Raw genomic sequence first — 20,240 nt, forward strand, 5'->3', positions numbered from 1 at the left:
GGGCTGGGCTTGTCGAAGCCCTGCTCTTCTCTTCAAGAAAGAACGGCCCTCCGACAAGCAGGGCGAACGGTAGAATGGAATGGCCGATCTCTTTGGCGGTGAGGATATTGGATCCAACACCGCGCCCGACACCGCCCCCCTCGCGGATCGCCTGCGCCCCCGCGCGCTGGACGATGTGGTGGGCCAGGACCACCTGACCGGCCCGGAAGGCGCGATCGGCCGCATGGTGGCCGCCGGCCGATTGTCCTCGATCATCCTCTGGGGACCGCCGGGCACGGGCAAGACCACCATCGCCCGCCTGCTCGCCGACGCCGTCGGCATGCGCTTCGAACCCATCTCGGCCGTCTTCTCGGGCGTCGCCGACCTCAAGAAGGTGTTCGCCACAGCCAAGGAGCATGCCCGGCGCGGCGAAAAGACGCTGCTCTTCGTGGACGAGATCCACCGCTTCAATCGTGCCCAACAGGACAGCTTCCTGCCCTTCGTCGAAGACGGCACGGTCACGCTGGTCGGCGCCACGACGGAAAATCCCAGCTTCGAACTGAACGCTGCGCTGCTCTCCCGCGCGCAGGTGTTGATCCTGCGCCGCCTGGACGCCGCCGCGCTGGAGCAGCTTCTCGATCGTGCCGAAGCCCTCACGGAACGCCCCCTGCCGCTCGCCCCCGCGGCGCGCGAGGCGCTGGTCGCCAGTGCCGACGGCGATGGCCGCTTCCTTCTCAATCAGGTCGAAACGCTCTATTCGATCGACATCCCTCAGCCGCTCGACCCGGCGGGCCTCTCCACCCTGCTTCACCGTCGCGTCGCCGTGTACGACAAGGACCGGGAGGGGCATTACAATCTCATCTCCGCGCTGCACAAATCCTTGCGCGGCTCCGACCCGCAGGCCGCGCTCTATTATCTCGCCCGCATGCTGACCGCCGGGGAGGAGCCGCTCTACGTACTGCGCCGCCTCGTCCGCTTCGCCACCGAGGATATCGGCCTTGCCGATCCGCAGGCCGTGGTCCAGTGCCTCGCCGCCAAGGACGCCTATGATTTCCTCGGCTCGCCGGAGGGCGAGCTGGCGATCGTCCAGGCCTGCCTCTATTGCGCCACCGCGCCCAAGTCGAACGCCGCCTATGCCGCGATGAAGTCGGCGTGGAAGTCGGCGCGCGAGACCGGATCGCTGATGCCGCCGCAGAATATCCTCAACGCCCCCACCCGCCTGATGAAGGACATCGGCTACGGCAAGGGCTATCAATATGACCATGACGCGGCGGAAGGCTTCTCCGGCGCGAATTACTGGCCCGAGGAAATGGCGCCGCAGACCTTCTACACGCCCACCGACCGCGGTTTCGAGGCGCGCGTGGCCGAGCGCATCGCCCATTGGAACCGATTGCGCGCGGAGCGGGACGCATGAGCCTCGATTGGGAAAGCGTCACCGCCTTCGCGCTCTCCCTGCCCGGGACCGAACTGGCGCCCTATTATGGCGGACCGTCGGTGAAGGTGAACGACCGCGCCTTCGTCATGCCGGGGCGCGAACCCGATTCCTTCTGTCTCGCGCTCGATCGGGACACGATCGCGATGCTGAAGGAGACCGCGCCGGAGACCTTCTGGCAGACGCCCCATTATGAAGGCTGGCCCGCCGTCCTCGTCCGCTACGACAGCCCCGACCCGGACCGGGTGCATGCGCTGATCGAGCGCTCCCACGCCTGGAACGCCGCTCGCCGCAAGCCCAAACCCCGCAGGACATGACGCCGCGCTTCGTCCGCTTCGCCGCGATCGACTGGTCGGGCGCAAAGGGCGCGCGCCACAAGGGCATAGCGGTGGCCCTCTGCACGGAAGGCGACGCGGTGCCCCGCCTGATCGCCAACCCGGCAGGCGGCTTCTGGTCGCGCGAAGCGGTCGCCGACTGGCTGGTCGCGGAAGCGGCGAAGGCGCCGACCCTGTTCGGCTTCGACTTCAGCTTCGCTCCGCCTTTCGTGGCGCGTGGCGCCTACCTGCCCGGCGACGCGGTGCCGGAAACCGGCCCCGATTTCTGGGCCTATGTCGACAGCATCTGCACGGACGTCGACCTGGGCGCGGCAAGCCTGCTGGAAAGCACCCATCGCCGCCATTTCTATTTCGGCAAGGCCGACGGGACGAAGGCCGCCTTCATGCACAACCGCCTGTGCGAATCGCATTATAATGCGCATGGCGGCAACAAGCCCTCCACCGTCTATGACGCGATCGGCGCGGCGCAGGTTGCCAAGGCGAGCTTCGCCGGCATGCGCCTGCTCCACCGCGTGCGCGGTCATGTGCCCATCTGGCCCTTCGACCCGCTGCCCGCGCCGGGCGCGTCGCTGGTGGTGGAGATCTACACCAGCATCGCCGCCCGCGCCGCCGGCCGTCCGAGGGGACGCACCAAGATGCGCGACCTCGCCGCCCTCAACGATGCCCTGCGGTCGCTCGGCAGCGCCCCCCATGAAGGGCTACCGCCCGACGACCACGGCGCCGATGCGCTGGTGACAGCCGCCTGGATGCGCGCGACCGCCCAACGCCCCGAACATTGGACGCCGGACCTGCTCGACCCGCATATCGCCGCAACGGAGGGCTGGACCTTCGGCGTGATCTGACGACGCTGCGCGCCTAACCACAAGGAACATCTTCCCATATCTTGCACATCATGGAAACGGTGAAAGCCTGACTTTCCCTCAGCGTTCGATAAGCAAGTTATCAAAGAAGACCGTCTGATGACCGCTCTTGTCCGGTGTTCTATATGCACCCAGTTCTATACTCATAGTATCAAGAACATTATAGTTCTTTGGAGAAAATCCCCAATGAACGACTTTGTCCACCTTTTTCTGCTTGTTCATCAAAAATATAACACGACCACCCATGCCGCCATCCCGCAATGGTGATGATGTGATTTGGAAGGTGTATGTGTTCCATGCCCCCTTTTGGATCGCCCCCCTGTAAAGAACTGTATTGTCCCGAGTATCGAACCAGACGAATTTCTGCGCATCGGGGTTGCGGATCGCGATCACGAATTCTTGGATGTCAGGCGAAAGGTTCCTTCTTTTGCTACGAGGCACAATGTTGAGAGCAATCACCGGCCCACCTGGGCGGTTGCCCGCGCCAGTTTTGGCAACGCTCTGAGGCTGAAAAATTTGGAAATGAAGCAAAGCGTGCAAAGGTGTATCATAATTTCTGTCCAGCTTCATATCGAAGCTGATCTTGGTCGTTCGACCGTCGCCGATGCGCAAGCGACCGCTTTCACCTCCGGGCAGGGGTCTTTTATGCGACCAGAAGGGGAACATGATCTTGTTCTTGGCCGCTCCTGGCTTGCTTGGATCTAGAGAAACCCTAAGGCAACCCGGCGGTGATTTGCATCCTTCGGATACGACCGCAGGTCGATCCTTTGCCTGAGTGCCAGGATCAATCGTGGCTTTATAGTTGAAAGCATTCCCGCCCCGCATCACTGCGGATGCCACCCCGTCCACTCTCTGCCCGCGATCGAAGTCGATGTAGAGACGGCGCTTCATGGACGCATTTAGGGCTGACGGAGCCAATAGGGCCACGGATATGGCCAAGGTTAAGGACTTGTGACGCACTCGGTTATCCTCAAAGAAGGCTTGACCCCGCAAAAGCCGCACGGCAGATCATGATGACCCGTTCAACGCGTGCACCAGTCAAAGGTTCTATATCAGAGGCAATTTATAAATGCGTGTCGAAACTGCCGGACAATTACCTATCGAGCCGCTCGGTTATCCGACGACGCAGATTTGTAGCACATACCGGGGTTTGACCGTTTATCCCTATATATTCAAGAATGGCAAGTTCACCGGAGGCTTCACGGCAGACGAGTTGCCGGTGGAAGCGCGGATACCCAACAGGAAAGGGTTTCGAGACGAGCCCGTGAGAGACCCGGTCCGCGCTCATGCACGCCTCAGCGGACGCTATCTGTTCGCAGGCCCCGTATGGAATCATTTTGGTCACATATTGACGGATTCCCTTCATCGCCTCTGGCCGGTAGTTGACGAACCGGGTCTCTATAACGGCATAATTTTCCTACAGGTTCCCAATCTGCGTGCTCCGAAGGATGGAGCAGTCAAAATGCCTCAACTTGCGCTTGATTTGATGACACTGATGGGCATTCCGGAAGACATTCCCCGCTTCTACGTTACAGAGCCCACGACTGTGGAACAACTGGACGTCCCAGTCATGGGTTCGTCCACCCGGCTCGGCACAAACCCATTCTACCGCCGATATCTGAAAACGTATCAGGAAAATATTCACACTGCCGTAAAGTCGCTGATAGAAAAAGCACCAAGTCATTTATTCTATAGCCGGAGCCACGCGCTACGTGATGGCGGTGTCCTTGGGATTTCCTATTTCGAAGATAGACTCAGAAAAAAAGGCTTTGTCAGTTGCGTGCCGGAGGAGATGAGCCTCAAGATGCAGTTCGCCTATGTCATGGCGGCGGAAAAGATCATTTTTGAGGAAGGCAGCGCGATCCACATTACTGACATTCTGTCTTCCATTCCCGGCCGGACCTATATGCTCAGACGGCGGCCCGTTGGTGACGTGTTTTCAACCTCGCTCAAACCGCGCGCTTCCGCGTTTATCAACCTGGTTGCGCCAGACAATGTGCAACTCCTACCCGATCGCTCCGGAAATATGAGCCCGGCATGCCTTTCCTTCTATAAGAGACCCGATGCTGTTTCGGAATCCCTTGTAAAACACGGCTTTGAGATCGGAGATTTCGACCAAGAAGCTTACAGGAAGGCCGAACGCAGGGATCTTAACAGCGCGGTGACGAAGTCGGTTTTCAGCCGGGTCTGTCAGCGCCTTCAGGGGTAAAAACGATGAGGAGCATGGCCCTTTCTCCGTCGAACTCGGCGACGAGGGCGATGACGAGCGCAACATCGGTCTGAACTACGAACAAGAATGCCTTGGATGCGCCCCTGGCGCCCCTCGGAGTGCCGCAACCGAACAGGGCGCGCATGAGAATGCCAAGATTGAACCCGGCGACGTGGATCAAATAACGCTTGTGAACATTCTCGCGCCCGCGCAGCCACGCGCGGCGCATGCCGCCGCGATCCAGGACGTGGGCAAAGCTACGCTCGACCATCTCACCACGCTTGCGCATCGCCTTGCGTCCGACGGCGGATTTCAGGCGAGACCGATTGGCGTAGACGGCCTTCTGGGCAGCCTCGTCGCCGTGCCAGCGCAGATATCCATTCGGCGGTGCCGGCTCGGCGATGCGCGTCTTCCAGATGTCGCCGTCGAGACCCTTGAGGAGCTCGCGCGAATGATAGCCTTTATCGGTCACAAGATCGCAGGGATCCCCGGACGTCGGCGCCAGGCCAATGTCGGCGAGGTTGCGTGCTGCCGTCTCCAGCGTGGCGTCGAGCGTTGTCGTGTCGCCCTTGTCGGCCGGGTGGATCGGCGCTGCCACGATAACACCCGTGTCGAGATCGACCGCGTGTTCGGGCTTGTAGGCCAGACGCGTCGAGCCGTTCTTCATCCGCGCGACCTTCGCGTCGGGATCGGTCTTGCTCGCCCAGTCCGCATTCGACAGCTTCTTGCCCTTGCGTTTGCGATCGAGCCGGACAAGGTCGTCGATCGTCGGCGTGTCGATGCCGCTCTCTTGCGCCATGCGCACCAGCATCTCGCGGTAGGTCTCGCCATTGTCACGCCGCACGATGGTACGCAGCGCGGCGTTCGCCTCCATGGTCGAGCCATCGACGCCGATCCGCTCGCCTTTCACCAGATCGTGCCCGGCGACGAGGGCCAGTACCCAGCCGAAGATCTGGTCATGTACCTCGTGCGGCAGGCGGCTCCGCGTCTTCGACAACCAGCTATGATCAGGGACCTTGTCGCGGCTCGACAGTCGCAGGAACTCCCGCAGCGACAGCGAATCCGAACAGCGCCAGACAATCCCGCGTTCGCTGTCGATGCCCTCGAAATAGCCGATCAGCAGCATGCGGAAATAGCGGCCCGGCGGCAGCGACGGGGCTCCCATCCGCGGCGCATAATAGGGCTTGCACGTCTTCTCGACAAAGCCATCGAAGCCCGCCTCGGCCAGCAGCTTCTGGAGCTTGTCGTAGAAAACATGCCCCGGTGAACGCGGTATCTCCGCCCACGTCACGATCAAATCGGACTGGACCTCGCTATCACGCCCCATCGCCATCGCCGCTAACCCGCCAGACAATCCCACTGCCGCACTGAATCAGCCACCGCCGACTTCGTCAACGGCCTGTTAACCGCTCCCCGGCGGGGAATGAAGAGATTAAGCAGCAACGGCTTTCTCTCTGGGAGGCATTCCAGACAGGCAATGGCTAAGTAAAGCCTGCGGCCTATAGTATGTCCGTTTTTTCGCGTTGACCGGATTTACCGCCTTCTCTAGGCAAACGCCACCGCGCCGGCTTAGCACAGTGGTAGTGCAGCGGTTTTGTAAACCGAAGGTCGGGGGTTCGAATCCCTCAGCCGGCACCAGTGGGCTCTTCATGCCTTCTTTCGGAAGCGGTGTATCCGATGCCCCAAAAACAAAATGGGGACCGGCATCGCTGCCGGTCCCCACGTCCGTCGGACTTCCCGATCCGGCTCCTTGCGGCGCCCGATCGTTGTTCCGGCGTGCACGATGCGGGCTCCAGAGGATAGCGCACCGCTTTGCTCCGGTTCGCGGCCACAGGCCGCCTTCCTTCGCATGTCTCCGTCATCCCTGCCCGACGTTCACTTTCGCGCGTACCCGGCAGGCACTTTCGGAAACCCGTCCAGCGCTTGCCGCTTCCCGAAGGAGGCGCCGCCCGCCGGCCGCTCGGACATCGCATAAGCGGCTGATTGCTCAACTGCTGTCGGTTCGAATTGCTTCTTGCCGGCTGTTCCGATAAGGGGATGCTGCCATCAATCCCGAGTCGCACCAAGCAGATTCGAACGGATGAACGTTCCGGCACACACCAAAGCTGTGGATTACTGTGGATAAGTTTTGCCCGCCTACCGGTCGGGCGCCCATCCTTCTTCCGCCAGCGTGAACCCGGCGAAATCGAATCCGGGAATCACGGTGCAACTGACCAGCACCCACCCGCCCTGCGGCTCGGCCGCCTGCCATTGCCCAGCCGGGACCAGCGCCTGGGGAATCTGCCCCGCCACCACGTCCGGTCCCACCGCAATATCGCGCGCCGCTTCCCCCTCGGCTGCCACGGACAGCAACAACGGCGCGCCCGCGTGCCAGAACCAATGCTCGTCGGCATCGACCTTGTGCCAATGCGACCGCTGCCCTTCGTCGAGCAGGAAAAGAATGGCCGTTCCAGCGGCCCGCTGCCCCGGCTCGGCGGCCGCTCGCCAGGTCTCCCGATACCAGCCGCCTTCGGGATGAGGCGCCAGCGCCAGCGCCTCGATCAAGGCCTGCGCCGTCGATCCGTCGCTACCCGTCATCGCCTCACCTCAAAATATATTGCTTCCGAAACAAGCCATTATCCTGTTGCCGTATGTTCATGCAACCGCAGCCAATAAGAAGGGGTTGAACCGGCAATTCACGCATTTTTGGAGGAGATGATCATGCGTAAAGCCCTTATGGCCCTGGCCGCCGTCTCGCTGGCCGTTCCTGTTTCCATGGCCGTCCCGACGGACGGCGCGCAGGCCCGCAAGCATTATCGCTACAAGGAATGGCGCGGCCGTGACGGTCGCACCTATTGCCGCAAGTCGGACGGTACCACCGGCCTCATCATCGGCGGCGTCGGCGGTGCGCTGGTGGGCCGTGCGATCGACACGCGCGGCGACCGGGCGACCGGCACCATCCTGGGTGCGGCCGGCGGTGCGCTGCTCGGCAAGGAAATCGACAGCAAGCGCCGTTGCCGCTGAGGCTTCGGCGCTAGTCGACGCCAACGAAAAGGGCGGCCTTCCGAGGGGAAGGCCGCCCTTTTCAATGAATCGGCGAGAAGCTTATTCAGACGCGCCGCTGGCTGCGCCGCGGGCCTCTTCCACGCGGAAGGCGACGTCCTGGCCGCCCGAAACGCCCGAAACGCGGCCGTTCTTGACGGCCAGGTTGAACGCGACGGCGTCAGGGAAACGACGACCCGAGATGACCTTCCCGGCCTTGGTGTCCTTCACCTCGTACACATAGGTGTAGCCTTCGTGGGTGAAACGCTGCTTGCCGGCTTCCTGGGCAGCGGCGGGCAGGACGATGGCGCTCAGGGCGCCGGCGAGAACGAACTTGGACAGCATTCGCATAGGTGTGCTCCTTGTGAATGCCGATCAAACACCTCTGGATATTCTTGTTCTGTTGAACGCCATGTATGTTGCGATGCGGTATCGCTTCAATCGCAAAGCACGTCGATCCGATTGCAGCAAATGCAATGCTGTTTCGCGCCTGCAATATCCTGCGTTGCGCCTCAGGCCCGGGACAGCGACAGAATATGTCGGAACTCCGCCTCGGTCAGCGGCGATACCGACAGGCGCGATTGCCGGATCATCACCATCCCCGCCAGCGCGGGGTCCGCCTTGATGGTCTTGAGTGTCACCGGCTTCGCCAGCTTTTCCCTGGGCGCCACATGAACCGCGATCCACTTGCCCGTCTCGTCGGTGCTGTCGGGCGCTGCCTCCTCGACGATCTCCATGATGCCGACCGCTTCCAGACCGATATTGCTGTGGTAGAACAGCGCCAGGTCGCCCTTACGCATCGCCTTCATGTTGAGCTGCGCCGCGTGGTTGCGGACGCCGTCCCACTCCGCCTTCCCCTTCTCGACCAGGTCGTCATAGGAAAAGACGTCGGGCTCCGATTTCATCAGCCAGTAGTTCATCGCTTCTCCTTGCATCAGCGGCCGGAGGCGATCAAGGAGGGCCTATGGGAATGCCGCGCTTCGCCGGATCGGCCGCGGCACATAGTGCGATCTGGAGATATCAGGTGTCGGAATCGGTACTGGAACGGGTGCCCGTCCTGTCGATGGCGAACATGACGAAGCAGGATTTCGCCGCGGCCTTCGGCGAATCCTTTCAGCGCTTCGGCTTCGCCATGGTCCGGGACCATGGCATGGACATGGAACTCATGGACGAAGGCTGGGCCCTGGCGCGCCGGTTCTTCGCCTTGCCGGAGGAAACCAAGCGCCGCTATGACGCCGCCGCCAATGGCGGACAGCGCGGCTACACCGCCTTCGGCGTGGAGATCGCCAAGGGCGCGAGCGAAAACGACCTCAAGGAATTCTGGCATGTCGGCCGCGACCTGCCGGCCGGCGATCCGCTCGCCGAAGCCATGCCGCCCAATGTCTGGCCGGCGGAAATGCCGGAATTCAAGCCCGCATTCAGCCGTCTCTATGCCGAGTTCGACCGCGTCGGCGGCGAGTTGCTGTCGGCGATCGCCCTCTATCTGGGGCTGCCCGAGCGCTGGTTCGATTCCGCGATCGAAAACGGTAACTCGATCCTGCGCCTTCTCCACTACCCGCCGGTCTCGCCGCAGGCGCCCGGCATCCGTGCCGGCGCGCATGAGGACATCAACCTCATCACCCTGCTGCTGGGGGCCGAGGAAGGCGGGCTGGAGCTGCGCGACCGCGACGGCAACTGGCTGCCGGTGGTGCCGCCCCCCGGCGCGCTCGCCATCAATGTCGGCGACATGCTGCAGCGGCTGACCAATTACCGCCTGCCTTCCACCAGCCACCGCGTCGTCAATCCGCCGCCGGAACGGCGCGGCCATGCACGCTATTCCATGCCCTTCTTCCTGCACCTGCGCCCGGATTTCCTGATCGACGCCCTGCCGCAATGCGTGGATGCGGACCATCCCCGCCGCGACCCGCCGATCACGGCGCACGATTATCTGGCGGAGCGCCTGCGGGAAATCGGGCTGATCAAGGGAAAGTAGGCGACTATATCTTCTGGAACAGCATCCGCCTTCGGCCACATTCCGTCATCCCAGCAAAAGCTGGGATCCCACTTCTTCTGGCGCGATGTGAAGAAAAGGAAAGAGAGATCCCAGCTTTCGCTGGGATGACGGTAGCGGATACTCATCTCCCACCCTACCCCTTCCGGCCATTTGGCCCCGAGGCTTGCATAGGACGGAATCAACCATCACGTATCCGGGCGGCCTATTTCCGCCAGCGCCCCAAGGTAATCCCGATCTCCTCGCCGCGCTCGCTCAGCGCCAGCTTGACGATCTTCACCTCGACATGGCGCACCTTGTCGTCCTGCAGGAAGATCGTGTCGATGATATGGTCCGCCACCGCCTCGATCAGGGTGAAATGCTGGCCGTCGGGCAGCGCGCCCGTCGCGGCATGCTTCAGGTCCATATAGTTTTTCGACCGGGACAACGGGGTCACGGGATCATAATGGTCCGCCACCTTCAGCCGCGCGCGGATCGAGATGCGCAGCGGCTGCGGCAGATGGGTTTCTTCCGAATAGATGCCGGTGAGGACATCCACGTCCAGATTGCTGACCTCCAGCGTCAGAAAATCGTCAAGCCCGCTCGTCATAGCCTGCCATTCGGGCGGCCGAGAGGACTCGCGCCAGCCCAGTTTTTCCTTTTCATTTGCGGCCCAGGCGCTAAAGCCCGCCGCTTCCGGCGCGGTCCATGCGCCATTGATGGCGGATCGGCAAGACGTGTCAGTGATGGTGCCCCTCGACAAGGTAGCGGAAGGCGAGGTCGAACGGCTGCTCGACGCGGCTTTCGGGCCCGACCGGCACGGCCGCACGGCCTATCGCATCCGCGCCGGCATGGCATGGCTGCCGCAGCTTTCCTTCGCCCTGCTGGACGATGACGGCCGGCTGATCGGCACGCTCCAAAGCTGGCCCGTCGCGTTGACCCAGGAAGACGGCAGCCAGTCGCCGCTGGTGATGGTCGGCCCGGTCGCGGTGCATCCCGACGCACAGGGGACGGGGCATGGCCGCGCGCTGATGGACGCGGTCGTCGCGGCCGCACGCGCGCAGCGCAGCGATCCGCTGATGATGATCGGCGATCCCGAATATTATGGCCGCTTCTGGGGCTTCTCCGCCGATGCCACGTCCGGCTGGGACGCGCCCGGCCCGTTCGAGCCTCGCCGCCTGCTTGCCTTGTCGGTCGATGGCCGCGCTATCGGCGGCGCCGGGATGCTCGGTCCGCGAGTCGTCGTCGCCGCCTGATTTCCCTTTTGCGTTCGCGGCGTGCCGATCCTATCTGCTCCTGATGCCGATGGAGCCGCTACCCGACCTCGCACCCCTCTCGCTGGCCGACATCGCGCGCCTGCACGCGGAACGCCGCCTGCCGCCGGTGGAGCAGTGGAACCCGGCCCATTGCGGACATAGCGACATGCGCATCGCCCGCGACGGCACCTGGTTTCACCAGGGATCGCCGATCGGACGGGAAGCGATGGTGCGCCTCTTCTCCACCATATTGCGGCGCGAGTCCGACGGATCGCATGTTCTGGTGACTCCGGTCGAGAAGCTGACGATCGACGTGGAGGACGCCCCTTTCCTGGCTGTGGAGGTCAAGAGCGAGGGCGAAGGCCGGGATCGCAAGCTCGCCTTCCGCCTCAACACCGGCGATATCGTCGCCGCCGGCCCGGACAATGCGCTCACGATCCGGCAGGGCGAGGATGGCCCCCATCCCTATCTCCATGTGCGCGGCGGGCTGGAGGCGCTGGTCGCGCGCAGCGTCTATTATGAGCTGGTGAACCTTGCGCTGGACGACGCCACCGACCCCGTCGGCCTGTGGAGCGACGGCGCCTTCTTCCCGCTCGGCGATCCGGCATGACGCTCGCCGATCGTCTGCGCCTCGCGCTGGAGGAAGGCCATGGCCGCGGCCTCGACCTGATCGCCGCCGACATCCGCGATCCCCGCATCACGGACGACATCGTGCTCGCGCCGGCAGCGGTGCTGGTCGCCATCACGGACCGCCCCGATCCTGGCCTGATCCTCACCCAGAGATCCGCCACGCTGCGCAAGCATGCCGGCCAGATCGCCTTTCCTGGCGGCCGCGTCGAAGCGGAGGATGCGGACGAGGTCGCAGGCGCACTGCGCGAGGCGCAGGAGGAGATCGGCCTCGATCCCGGACTTGTCCAGATCATAGGAACGTCGGATCGCTATCACACCTTCACCGGCTTCGACATCGTGCCCGTACTGGGCGTGATCCCACCCGACATCCCGTTGGTGCCGCAGCCCGGCGAGGTGGAGGACTGGTTCGAAGTTCCCCTCCGCCACGCGCTCGACCCGGCAGCCCGCGTCAAGAAGTCTATCGAGTTTCAAGGTTTTGAGCGGCATTATTACGAGATCATGTGGCAGGACCGCCGCATCTGGGGCGTCACGGCGGCCATCCTCGCCAACCTGTCCTACCGGCTCGGCCATGACCGGCTTGCTGCCTGAGGCCCCCTGGCAGCACCGCCCCGGGCTCGACGCCCTGCTCGCCGCGCTGGACGCGGATCGGGGCCTTGCCCGCTATGTCGGCGGCGCCGTCCGCGACACCCTGTTGGGCCTGCCGGTCAGCGATCTCGACATCGCCACCGCCTTGTCGCCCCAGGCCGTCGTCGAGCGGCTCGAGCGTGCCGGGATCAAGGCGGTCCCGACCGGCATCGACCATGGCACCATCACTGCCGTCTCCTCCGGCAGCCCTGTCGAGATCACCACCCTGCGCCGCGATGTCAGCACCGACGGCCGGCGCGCGACCATCGCCTATACGCAGGACTGGCGCGAGGACGCGGCTCGGCGCGACTTCACCATCAACGCCCTTTACGCCGATCCGCTTACCCGCGAGATCACTGACTATTTCGGTGGCGTCGAGGATCTGGCGCAGCGCCGCGTCCGCTTCATCGGCGATCCCGCCGCGCGCATCGCCGAGGACCATCTGCGTATCCTGCGCTATTTCCGCTTCCTCGCCCGCTTCGGCCGGGAGGAGCCCGACGCCGCCTCCTATGAAGCCTGCCGCACTGCCGCCAACAGCCTGATGGCCCTGTCGCGCGAGCGAATCGCGGACGAGCTGCTGAAGCTGCTCGCCACCGCCGCGCCGCTACGGGCGCTGCAGCTCATGGTGGACGGCGGCATCCTCCTGCCCGTGCTGCCGGAGGTCGACGCGGGGGGTATAGACCGTCTCGAAGCCCTGATGACGCGCGAGGCCGCTTCGGGCATCGCCCCTTCGCCCGTCCGCCGCCTTGCCGCGCTGCTGCCGCCGGATGCCGCCGTGGCGGATGCGGTGGGAGCCCGGCTCAAGCTTTCCAACAAGGCCCGCAAGCGCCTGATCGTCGCGCTGGAGCCATCTTCTGGCGGGGAATCCCCCCAGGCGCTCGCATTCCGAATCGGTGTGGAGGGCGCGGTCGACCGCCTGCTGCTCGATCCCGCCGCTCCGGTCGACAGTCTCGCCGCGCTACAGGACTGGACGCCCCCCACGCTGCCGATCGGCGGCGGCGCGCTGATCGCGCGCGGCCTGCCTGCCGGCCCGGATGTCGCGCGAGCGCTGGGCGAAGTGCGCGACCAGTGGGTCGCCGAGGGCTTCCCCGGCGCCGACCGCGTCGCCGCGATCGCCGATCAGACCGTCTCGAAATTCCAGCGCGCGCGCCAATAGTCGAAGGCATCCGCCTCGTTCATCGGTCGCGCGAAATAATAGCCCTGCCCCTGCCAGCAGCCCAGTTCCTGCAGCGCGTGGGCCAGTTCCTGCGTCTCGATGCCCTCGGCCGTCACATGCAGGTTGAGCGATTCGGCCAGCGACAGGATGGTCCGCACGATCACCGCCTTGTCGCGGTCCTGCAGCATCGTCGACACGAAGCTGCGGTCGATCTTCAATATGTCGATCGGCAGGCTGTGCAGGCTGGCAAGGTTGGAAAAGCCCGTGCCGAAATCGTCCATCGCGATCGACATCTGCAGATCCTTGAGCGCGAACAGCAGTTTCCGCGCCTTGTCCGGATCGGCGATGATCGCGCTCTCGGTCAACTCGGCGGTCAGACGCTTGCCCGCCACGCCCGAATAGCGCAGCGCCTCCTCGAAGATCGAGGCGACGTCGTCTCGCGCCATCTGGATCGGGGAGAGGTTGACGTTCACGCCCACCGGCAGCGGCTGGCCGAATTTCGCGTCCCAGCGGCTCAGCGCCTGCGCCGCCTCATAGGCCGCCCAGCGTCCGAGCGGCGTGATAAGCCCGCTTTCCTCCGCCACCGCGATGAACTCGGCCGGCGAGACGTTGCCCAGTTCCGGGTCGGACCAGCGCGCCAGCGCCTCGAACCCGGTGATCTCGCCGGTCTGGAGGTGGATCAGCGGCTGATAAGCCAGCGTCATCTCGCCCTGCGCCAGTGCGTCGCGCAGCCGGCTCTCGACCGAGAAGCGCCGCTGTGCCTCCTTGAGCACGCCGTTGCGGTAGATCTCCACCTTGCCGCTGCGCTTGGCGATCTTCACCGCCGCCTGCGCCTTGCGCACGATGTCGTCGGGATCGTCCTGCAGGCTGGTGGAAAGCGCGCAACCGATCGCGCAGTCCACGCGAATCTGCAGGTCGCTCAGCCGAATGGGCGAGCTCAGCGCATCCCTGATCCGCTGCACGATGTGAAGGGCGTCCGACAAGCCATTGTTCAGGCGCGCGAATATCGCAAAATCATTGCCGCCGATGCGGGCAAGAACGTCGCCCTGGCGCAGGCTGGTCTTCAACCGCTTGGCAACGGTGATCAGCAATTCGTCGCCCGCCATCGGCCCCAGCGATTCGTTCACCCGGCTGAACCGGCTGAGGTCGATCGCGATGATGCCGAATTGCGCCGTGTCCGGCCAGGGAAGGTTGGCGAGCCGATCGTCGATCTCCTCGCCGAAGCCGGTACGGTTTGGCAGCGCGGTCAGCCCGTCGGACAGCAGCTCGCGACGCAGGTTCTTTTCGATCGAGCGTTCGCTGGTGCGGTCGGTGGCGGTCAGCAGATAGCGTTCGGGCTGCTCGTCCGTCGCAGGCAGGCGTCCCAGCGTACAAAGGAAATATTCGGGGCCCAGCGCCGTGTCGCGACGAAATTCGAAGCTGTCCGTCTGCCGGCCCGATGCAATGAACCGGCCGATCCGTTGCCCCATTTCCCCGACGAATCGTGGCCCGCCCTGGTCCGCCCCCATCCTCTTGCGATATGCGTCGACAAAGGCGTCATTGGCCTCCAGCATCCGGAGCTTGCCGTCATCGAAGGAGAAGATCGCCGCCGCCTGAGCGAGCGCGGCGAGCCAATCCGATTTGCAGCACATGGACGCCAGGTGCACGCTCTCCTCCTCGGGCGAGATATCGCCGATCGGCTCAGATGGCCAGTTTCGCACCGACGCAGGTTCCATAGCTTCCGGGCCTTATCGGTCAGGAGTAAATTTTCCGGAAACGCTGTTGTAAAGGGGCATGTGACGGAAGGCGACGTTCGACGATGATCCCGCCATGGACGAAGCCCCCTCCCTCCTTCTCCCGCGAGCGGGAAAGGATATGGAGCCTTGCCAGCTTGCTGGCAGGCGCGGTTGGATGAGGGCTCTTCCTCTTCGGTGAAAAGAAGATACCTGCCCTGCCCCCGCTCGCGCCGCCGAAACGGCCCGGACACAAGTCCTTCCAATGTAGGATTTCCCATGATCTATCATGGGGATGGTCCCTGCATCGCTCCGCCCTTCACGCCATCATCCGCATCCGCCGATCCGCAGGCACTTTGCCGATGCAGCCCTGTCGCCTGACTGTCGCGTCGCTGTGATCTTCCCGTTACCCAACTGTCGCGTCGATGGCGCGCCCGTGACGCACACCTGTCGCGTACCTGTCGCTTCGCAGGGGCTTTTCCGTTACTTTTCGCCCGAAACGTCCGACGACACCGTGAACTTCGCTCCGGCGTTTCGCTGGCGCGCCGAAATTCACTCGCCGCTCCGTTCCGCCCACGGCGCTTCAGAACTTGTTGTCGCGCGGAAATCCGTTCGGCGGCATCCGTCCCGCCGCGCCCCGCGCCACGCGCCAGGGGAGCATGTCGGGCTCTGTGCGGGTCCGCCCCGTTTCGCCGCCCATGGTCCAGCTCAGCCCGTCGGCCAGCCGGAAGGCGATGGCGTCGGACAGCCCACCGTCGCGATAGCGCTGCATCTGCACGCCCTGCCCCCGCGCCATGCGCGGCATCTCGCTCAGCGAAAAGACCAGCAGCTTGCGATTCTCGCCGATTACCGCGACGCTGTCCGCCTCCGCCGCAATCGGGTGGACGACGGCCAGCTTCGCGCCGGCGCGGACATTCACCACCTGCTTGCCCTTGCGGGTTTCGGCCATGATGTCGGCCACCGCCGCGATGAAACCGCGCCCGTCCGACGATGCCAGCAGCAGATCGCCGCCAGTCCGCGCCGGCAACAGCGCGACGATCGCGCCCTCATTGTCCATGTCGATCAGCGACCGCACCGGATCGCCGAACCCTCGGCCGCCCGGCAATTTGTCGGCCCCCAGAGTGAACACCCGCCCGCTGCCCGTCGCGAGCAGCAGCTTGTCGGTCGTCTGCGCGTGGAAGGCGAACATCGGCCCGTCGCCTTCCTTGAACTTCAGCGTGTCGGCCGAGGCCAGATCGCGATGGCCGCTCATCGCCCTGATCCAGCCCCGCTCGGACAGGATCACGGTGATCGGCTCGCGCTCGATCATCGCCTCCAGCGGAATCTCCCGCGCCGGCGCTGCCTCTTCGACAAGCGTGCGGCGCCTGCCATGGTCGGTTTCCGGCCCGTATCGCTTGCGCAGTTCGGCCAGATCGCGCTTCAGCCGTGTGCGTTGACGCGCAGGACTCTCGACCAGCTTGGTGAGATCATCCCGTTCCTTCAGCAATTCGCCATGCTCGCGCCGCAGTTCCATCTCCTCCAGCTTGCGCAGGGATCGCAGCCGCATGTTGAGGATCGCTTCGGCCTGGCGGTCGTTCAGGCTGAACTCGGCCATCATCACCTCCTTCGGCTCGTCCTCGGTGCGGATGATCTCGATCACCCGGTCGAGGTTGAGATAGGCGATGATATAGCCGTCGAGCAGTTCCAGTCGCGCCGCGATCTTGTCGAGCCGATGCTGGGCCCGCCGCACCAGCACATCGATCTGGTGCTTCAGCCATTCGACCAGCACCTCGCGCAGGCCCATGACGCGGGGAGTGTGCGTCGCATCCAGCACATTCAGGTTGAGGCCAAAGCGGGTTTCCAGGTCGGTCAACCGGAACAGGCTGTCCATCAGCACCTGTTCGTCGACGGTCCGTGCGCGCGGTTCCAGCACGATGCGGATCTCCGCGTCGCTCTCGTCGCGCACATCGGCCAGGATCGGCAGCTTCTTCTCGTTGATCAGCGCCGCGATCTGCTCGATCAGCTTCGACTTCTGCACCTGGAAAGGGATTTGCGTGACCACCGCGACCCAGGTGCCGCGCCCGCCCTCTTCCTTGTGCCAGCGCGCCCGGGTGCGGAACGCGCCGCGCCCCGTGGCATAGGCTTCGGAAATGATCGCCGGGCTGTCGACCAGCACGCCGCCGGTCGGGAAATCCGGGCCGTGCACGATCGTCATCAACCGGGCATGGTCCGCCTCCGGCTCCTCGATCAGCAGGCTGGCGGCGTCGATCAGTTCGGCGACATTGTGCGGGGGGATGCTGGTCGCCATGCCGACGGCGATGCCGCTGGCGCCATTGGCGAGCAGGTTGGGGAACAGGCCGGGAAAGACCTCCGGCTCTTCGTCCTCGCCATTATAGGTGGGGCGGAAATCGACGGTGCCCTCGTCCAGCCCCTCCATCAGGTCGGCGGCGGCCTGCGTCAGCCGCGCCTCGGTGTAGCGCATCGCCGCCGCATTATCGCCGTCGATGTTGCCGAAATTGCCCTGCCCGTCGACCAGCGGGGTGCGCAGCGAGAAATCCTGCGCCAGCCGCACCATCGCGTCATAGACGGACGCATCGCCATGCGGATGATATTTGCCGATGACGTCGCCCACCACGCGCGCGCATTTCTTGTAGGACGTGGTGTTGCGGGCAGGATTGGCCGCCAGGATGTCGGGATTGGCCCCCGACGGTTCCATCCGCAACAGCCGCATCGCCCACAGCAACCGCCGATGCACGGGCTTGAGCCCATCGCGCAGGTCGGGCAGCGACCGCGCCGTTATGGTGGAAAGCGCATAGACCAGATAGCGCTGCGAAAGCGCATCGTCGAACGGGTGATCCTTGATGGCATCGAACGGGTCGCGGAAATCAGTCATCGGGTGCGGGATAGCAGGGCCGCGGCCGGCGTCAAAGCGGGATCAAAGGCCAAGCGGCGGGGAGACTAGCGCGGCAGGAACCGGCCTTCCGGGTCCGCCGCGATCTCCGCCGCGAACTCGGCGCTGATCCAGTCGCGGAACGCCTTCACCTTGGGGATGTTGCGGGATCGCGGCGGATACACCACCCAATAGCTACCCTGTTCGCGCACATAGGAGGGCACCGCCTCGACCAGCAGCCCCGCCTCCACTTCCGCTTTCCACAGGAAGAGGTTGACGATCGCCACACCCTGCCCCGCCAGCGCGGCGCGCCCCTCCATCACTTGGGAATCAAGGGCAATGCCCCGCATCGGCACTTCGCCGTCGACCTCTACCTTCATGGCAGCGAACCATTCATGCCACCACATGTCGTCCGGCGACAATCGCGGCAGGGCATGCAGTGTCGCCGCGTCGGCGATAGGCCCGTGCCGCTTCAGCCAGTCGGGACTGCACAGCGGCGCCAGCCGGTTGTGCGTCAGCAATTGGGCATCGAGCCCAGGCCAATTGCCGCGCCCGCCACGGACCGCGACATCTATTGCATCGCGGGCGAAGTCGACCAGCGAGTCCGCCGCGTGGATGCGGACGGCAAGATCGGGATGGCGCATCTGAAACGCGCCGATATGTGTCGCCAGCCACAGATGCGCGAAGCTGTTGGTGCAGCTGATCGTCAGCACGGCCGAATGGTCCTGAGTCAGTGCCGCGAAGCCCTGGCGCATCTGGTCGAAGGCGCGAATGATGACCGGTGCCAGTTCCCGTCCCTTTTCGGTCAGCGCGACCTTGCGTCCCGCGCGCTGGAACAGGCTGAGGCCAAGCCGATCTTCCAACAACTTGACCTGATAACTCACCGCCGCCTGGGTCATCCCCAGCTCCTGCGCAGCGGCAGTGAAATTCTCCAGTCGAGCGGCAGCCTCGAACACGCGGACGGCGGCCAGGGGAGGCAGGGACATCATCGCCATATCATAAGCTGAACTTATATTTGCAGTCCATCCTTTTGTTGGCCTCTTGGCGACGGCCGGCATATTCCGAAACCCGTCGCAACTGTCCGCCTCGCTGTCCATGTCAGGAAAGGAAATCACGATGCGCGATCATTACGATGCCCAGCTCTGGAACGAGGGGCATGTCGAAACCACCGCCGGAATAGACCGGCTGCTTGCCCATATCATGCAGGCCTTCTGCGTGTTGCACCGGATCAGTTGGTCCGCTCCCTGGGCCGAGCAGCAGCCGTGCAGGCGTTGAAGCCGCACGGGAAAATCGACGGAAAGAGTGCGACGGGGCTTGCCAAATGCGACGACCACGCCACCTTGCGCGCGTGTCCGAATCCGCTCTTTCCCCTCTTCCCGATCTTCCCCCTCCGCCGCCCGCGCTACTGAGCGGGGCGGCGCTGTTCCTCGATTTCGACGGGACGCTCGCGCCGATCGCCGACACACCCGACGGCGTGGTGGTGGACGGGGAATTGCTTGACCTGCTGGCCCAGCTTCAGGGCGCGCTTGTCGGTCGCCTGGCCATCGTCAGCGGCCGCTCTATCGCGACCCTGCGCTCTCTAGGCTTGGGCGATTTCCTGCTTGCTGGCACCCATGGCCTGGAACTGGCGCATCCTGGTAAGGCCATCGAGGGACCCGCACGCCTACCCGCCGTCGACGAGGCCGAAGCCGCCTTCCACGCCTTCGCAGACGGCAAGCCTGGCCTGTTGGTCGAACGCAAGACGATCAGCGTCGGCCTCCATTTCCGCGGCGCTCCGCAATGGGCGGAGGAAGCGGACGATCTCGCCCGCCGCATTGCCGCACGCTCCGGCCTGGCGCTGCAACTGGGCAAGATGCTGGTCGAACTGCGTCCCGGTGGCGCCGACAAGGGAAGTGCCGTCCGCGCCCTGATGGAAAAGGCACCCATGTCCGGCGGCACCCCCCTGTTCATTGGCGACGATGTCACGGATGAGGAAGGCTTCGCCGCCGCTGCAGAACTGGGTGGGGCCGGTATTCTGGTTGGTCCGCCGCGAAATACGGCTGCGGCATTTTCCTTGGAACAGGTTGCCGCCGTCAGGCATTATCTCTCCCAAGGGGCCGTCCGCGACATATGAAAGTCCGGCATCCCCTGTTCACTGGAAAAGGGGGGACGGACCGATCAGCGCAGAGCAGGACAATATCGCACCCGG

At 64.2% G+C, this 20,240-nt stretch carries 21 protein-coding genes and 1 tRNA gene; 13 read left to right on the top strand and 9 right to left on the bottom strand.

Annotated features, from left to right (window positions below):
• The first annotated feature begins 79 nt into the window (after window positions 1-79).
• Genes M529_RS31005 through M529_RS31015 form a run of 3 tightly spaced genes read left to right on the top strand, consistent with a single transcriptional unit; the run spans window position 80 to window position 2,588 of the window.
• The gene (locus M529_RS31005) at window positions 80-1,393 is read left to right on the top strand and encodes a replication-associated recombination protein A (RefSeq protein ID WP_021317148.1); all 1,314 of its coding nucleotides are present in this window, start codon (window positions 80-82) and stop codon (window positions 1,391-1,393) included.
• A complete protein-coding gene (locus M529_RS31010; RefSeq protein WP_021317149.1) occupies window positions 1,390-1,728 on the top strand; it encodes an MmcQ/YjbR family DNA-binding protein in 339 nt (112 codons plus the stop codon). Before M529_RS31005 ends, M529_RS31010 begins: the two co-directional genes overlap by 4 nt.
• On the top strand, window positions 1,725-2,588 hold the full coding sequence (locus M529_RS31015; protein WP_021317150.1) for a hypothetical protein: 864 nt from the start codon (window positions 1,725-1,727) through the stop codon (window positions 2,586-2,588). The genes M529_RS31010 and M529_RS31015 overlap by 4 nt, the downstream gene beginning before the upstream one ends.
• A gap of 78 nt (window positions 2,589-2,666) precedes the next feature.
• On the opposite strand, the gene M529_RS31020 is transcribed toward M529_RS31015, so the two are convergent.
• Window positions 2,667-3,497 (bottom strand): hypothetical protein, encoded by an 831-nt coding sequence (locus M529_RS31020; RefSeq protein WP_152522548.1) that lies wholly within the window; start codon window positions 3,495-3,497, stop codon window positions 2,667-2,669.
• Window positions 3,498-3,675: 178 nt separating this feature from the next.
• Here M529_RS31020 and M529_RS31025 point away from each other — a divergent pair, with 178 nt between their 5' ends.
• Entirely contained in the window at window positions 3,676-4,815 is a 1,140-nt protein-coding gene (locus M529_RS31025) for a glycosyltransferase 61 family protein (protein ID WP_084490920.1), read from the top strand.
• Here the strand turns inward: M529_RS31025 and M529_RS31030 are convergent.
• Window positions 4,784-6,148: a transposase gene (locus M529_RS31030; protein ID WP_013039168.1), complete on the bottom strand. Its 1,365-nt coding sequence runs from the start codon at window positions 6,146-6,148 to the stop codon at window positions 4,784-4,786. The genes M529_RS31025 and M529_RS31030 overlap by 32 nt on opposite strands.
• Window positions 6,149-6,378: 230 nt before the next feature.
• Here M529_RS31030 and M529_RS31035 point away from each other — a divergent pair.
• Window positions 6,379-6,453: transfer RNA gene (locus M529_RS31035), tRNA-Thr, on the top strand.
• A gap of 498 nt (window positions 6,454-6,951) precedes the next feature.
• Here the strand turns inward: M529_RS31035 and M529_RS31040 are convergent.
• Window positions 6,952-7,392 (bottom strand): cupin domain-containing protein, encoded by a 441-nt coding sequence (locus M529_RS31040; protein WP_021317153.1) that lies wholly within the window; start codon window positions 7,390-7,392, stop codon window positions 6,952-6,954.
• A 123-nt stretch (window positions 7,393-7,515) separates the two neighbouring features.
• Between M529_RS31040 and M529_RS31045 the strand changes: the two genes are divergently transcribed.
• A complete protein-coding gene (locus M529_RS31045) occupies window positions 7,516-7,818 on the top strand; it encodes a glycine zipper 2TM domain-containing protein (RefSeq protein WP_031294623.1) in 303 nt (100 codons plus the stop codon).
• 81 nt (window positions 7,819-7,899) lie between these two features.
• On the opposite strand, the gene M529_RS31050 is transcribed toward M529_RS31045, so the two are convergent.
• Complete coding sequence (locus tag M529_RS31050) at window positions 7,900-8,181, bottom strand: hypothetical protein (RefSeq protein ID WP_021317155.1); 282 nt, start codon at window positions 8,179-8,181, stop codon at window positions 7,900-7,902.
• A 167-nt stretch (window positions 8,182-8,348) separates the two neighbouring features.
• Window positions 8,349-8,756, bottom strand: coding sequence for an EVE domain-containing protein (locus M529_RS31055; protein WP_021317156.1), 408 nt, complete (start codon window positions 8,754-8,756; stop codon window positions 8,349-8,351).
• Window positions 8,757-8,860: 104 nt separating this feature from the next.
• On the opposite strand from M529_RS31055, the gene M529_RS31060 reads away from it, so the two are divergent.
• Entirely contained in the window at window positions 8,861-9,808 is a 948-nt protein-coding gene (locus tag M529_RS31060; RefSeq protein ID WP_031294625.1) for an isopenicillin N synthase family dioxygenase, read from the top strand.
• Between the two features lie 223 nt (window positions 9,809-10,031).
• Here the strand turns inward: M529_RS31060 and M529_RS31065 are convergent, their stop codons facing one another.
• A complete protein-coding gene (locus M529_RS31065) occupies window positions 10,032-10,415 on the bottom strand; it encodes a dihydroneopterin aldolase (protein WP_021317158.1) in 384 nt (127 codons plus the stop codon).
• 109 nt (window positions 10,416-10,524) lie between these two features.
• Here M529_RS31065 and M529_RS31070 point away from each other — a divergent pair, with 109 nt between their 5' ends.
• From M529_RS31070 to M529_RS31085, 4 genes are read left to right on the top strand one after another with little or no spacing between them, the layout of a single operon-like run.
• The gene (locus tag M529_RS31070) at window positions 10,525-11,061 is read left to right on the top strand and encodes a GNAT family N-acetyltransferase (protein ID WP_031294627.1); all 537 of its coding nucleotides are present in this window, start codon (window positions 10,525-10,527) and stop codon (window positions 11,059-11,061) included.
• A gap of 43 nt (window positions 11,062-11,104) precedes the next feature.
• Complete coding sequence (locus tag M529_RS31075; protein ID WP_031294629.1) at window positions 11,105-11,671, top strand: DUF1285 domain-containing protein; 567 nt, start codon at window positions 11,105-11,107, stop codon at window positions 11,669-11,671.
• The gene (locus M529_RS31080) at window positions 11,668-12,279 is read left to right on the top strand and encodes a CoA pyrophosphatase (protein WP_021317161.1); all 612 of its coding nucleotides are present in this window, start codon (window positions 11,668-11,670) and stop codon (window positions 12,277-12,279) included. Before M529_RS31075 ends, M529_RS31080 begins: the two co-directional genes overlap by 4 nt.
• Window positions 12,260-13,471, top strand: coding sequence for a CCA tRNA nucleotidyltransferase (locus tag M529_RS31085; RefSeq protein ID WP_021317162.1), 1,212 nt, complete (start codon window positions 12,260-12,262; stop codon window positions 13,469-13,471). Before M529_RS31080 ends, M529_RS31085 begins: the two co-directional genes overlap by 20 nt.
• Here M529_RS31085 and M529_RS31090 read toward each other — a convergent pair.
• The 3 genes from M529_RS31090 to M529_RS31100 all read right to left on the bottom strand — a co-directional run bounded on the left by M529_RS31090 (window position 13,435) and on the right by M529_RS31100 (window position 19,041).
• A complete protein-coding gene (locus M529_RS31090) occupies window positions 13,435-15,102 on the bottom strand; it encodes a putative bifunctional diguanylate cyclase/phosphodiesterase (RefSeq protein ID WP_408021266.1) in 1,668 nt (555 codons plus the stop codon). The two genes, M529_RS31085 and M529_RS31090, sit on opposite strands and share 37 nt — an antisense overlap.
• Window positions 15,103-15,766: 664 nt before the next feature.
• Window positions 15,767-18,055, bottom strand: a complete 2,289-nt coding sequence (gene parC / locus M529_RS31095; protein ID WP_021317164.1) for a DNA topoisomerase IV subunit A — start codon at window positions 18,053-18,055, stop codon at window positions 15,767-15,769.
• Between the two features lie 65 nt (window positions 18,056-18,120).
• Complete coding sequence (locus tag M529_RS31100; protein ID WP_031294631.1) at window positions 18,121-19,041, bottom strand: LysR substrate-binding domain-containing protein; 921 nt, start codon at window positions 19,039-19,041, stop codon at window positions 18,121-18,123.
• A 127-nt stretch (window positions 19,042-19,168) separates the two neighbouring features.
• Between M529_RS31100 and M529_RS49970 the strand changes: the two genes are divergently transcribed.
• Both M529_RS49970 and otsB read left to right on the top strand, forming a co-directional pair.
• Window positions 19,169-19,327 carry a hypothetical protein gene (locus M529_RS49970; protein ID WP_021317166.1) on the top strand — a complete coding sequence of 53 codons (159 nt, stop codon included), beginning with the start codon at window positions 19,169-19,171 and terminating at the stop codon, window positions 19,325-19,327.
• A 73-nt stretch (window positions 19,328-19,400) separates the two neighbouring features.
• On the top strand, window positions 19,401-20,165 hold the full coding sequence (gene otsB, locus M529_RS31105) for a trehalose-phosphatase (protein ID WP_021317167.1): 765 nt from the start codon (window positions 19,401-19,403) through the stop codon (window positions 20,163-20,165).
• The last annotated feature ends 75 nt before the right edge of the window (window positions 20,166-20,240 follow it).

Origin of the sequence: Sphingobium ummariense RL-3 (assembly GCF_000447205.1) — a bacterium.
Classification (GTDB): Bacteria; Pseudomonadota; Alphaproteobacteria; order Sphingomonadales; family Sphingomonadaceae; genus Sphingobium; species Sphingobium ummariense.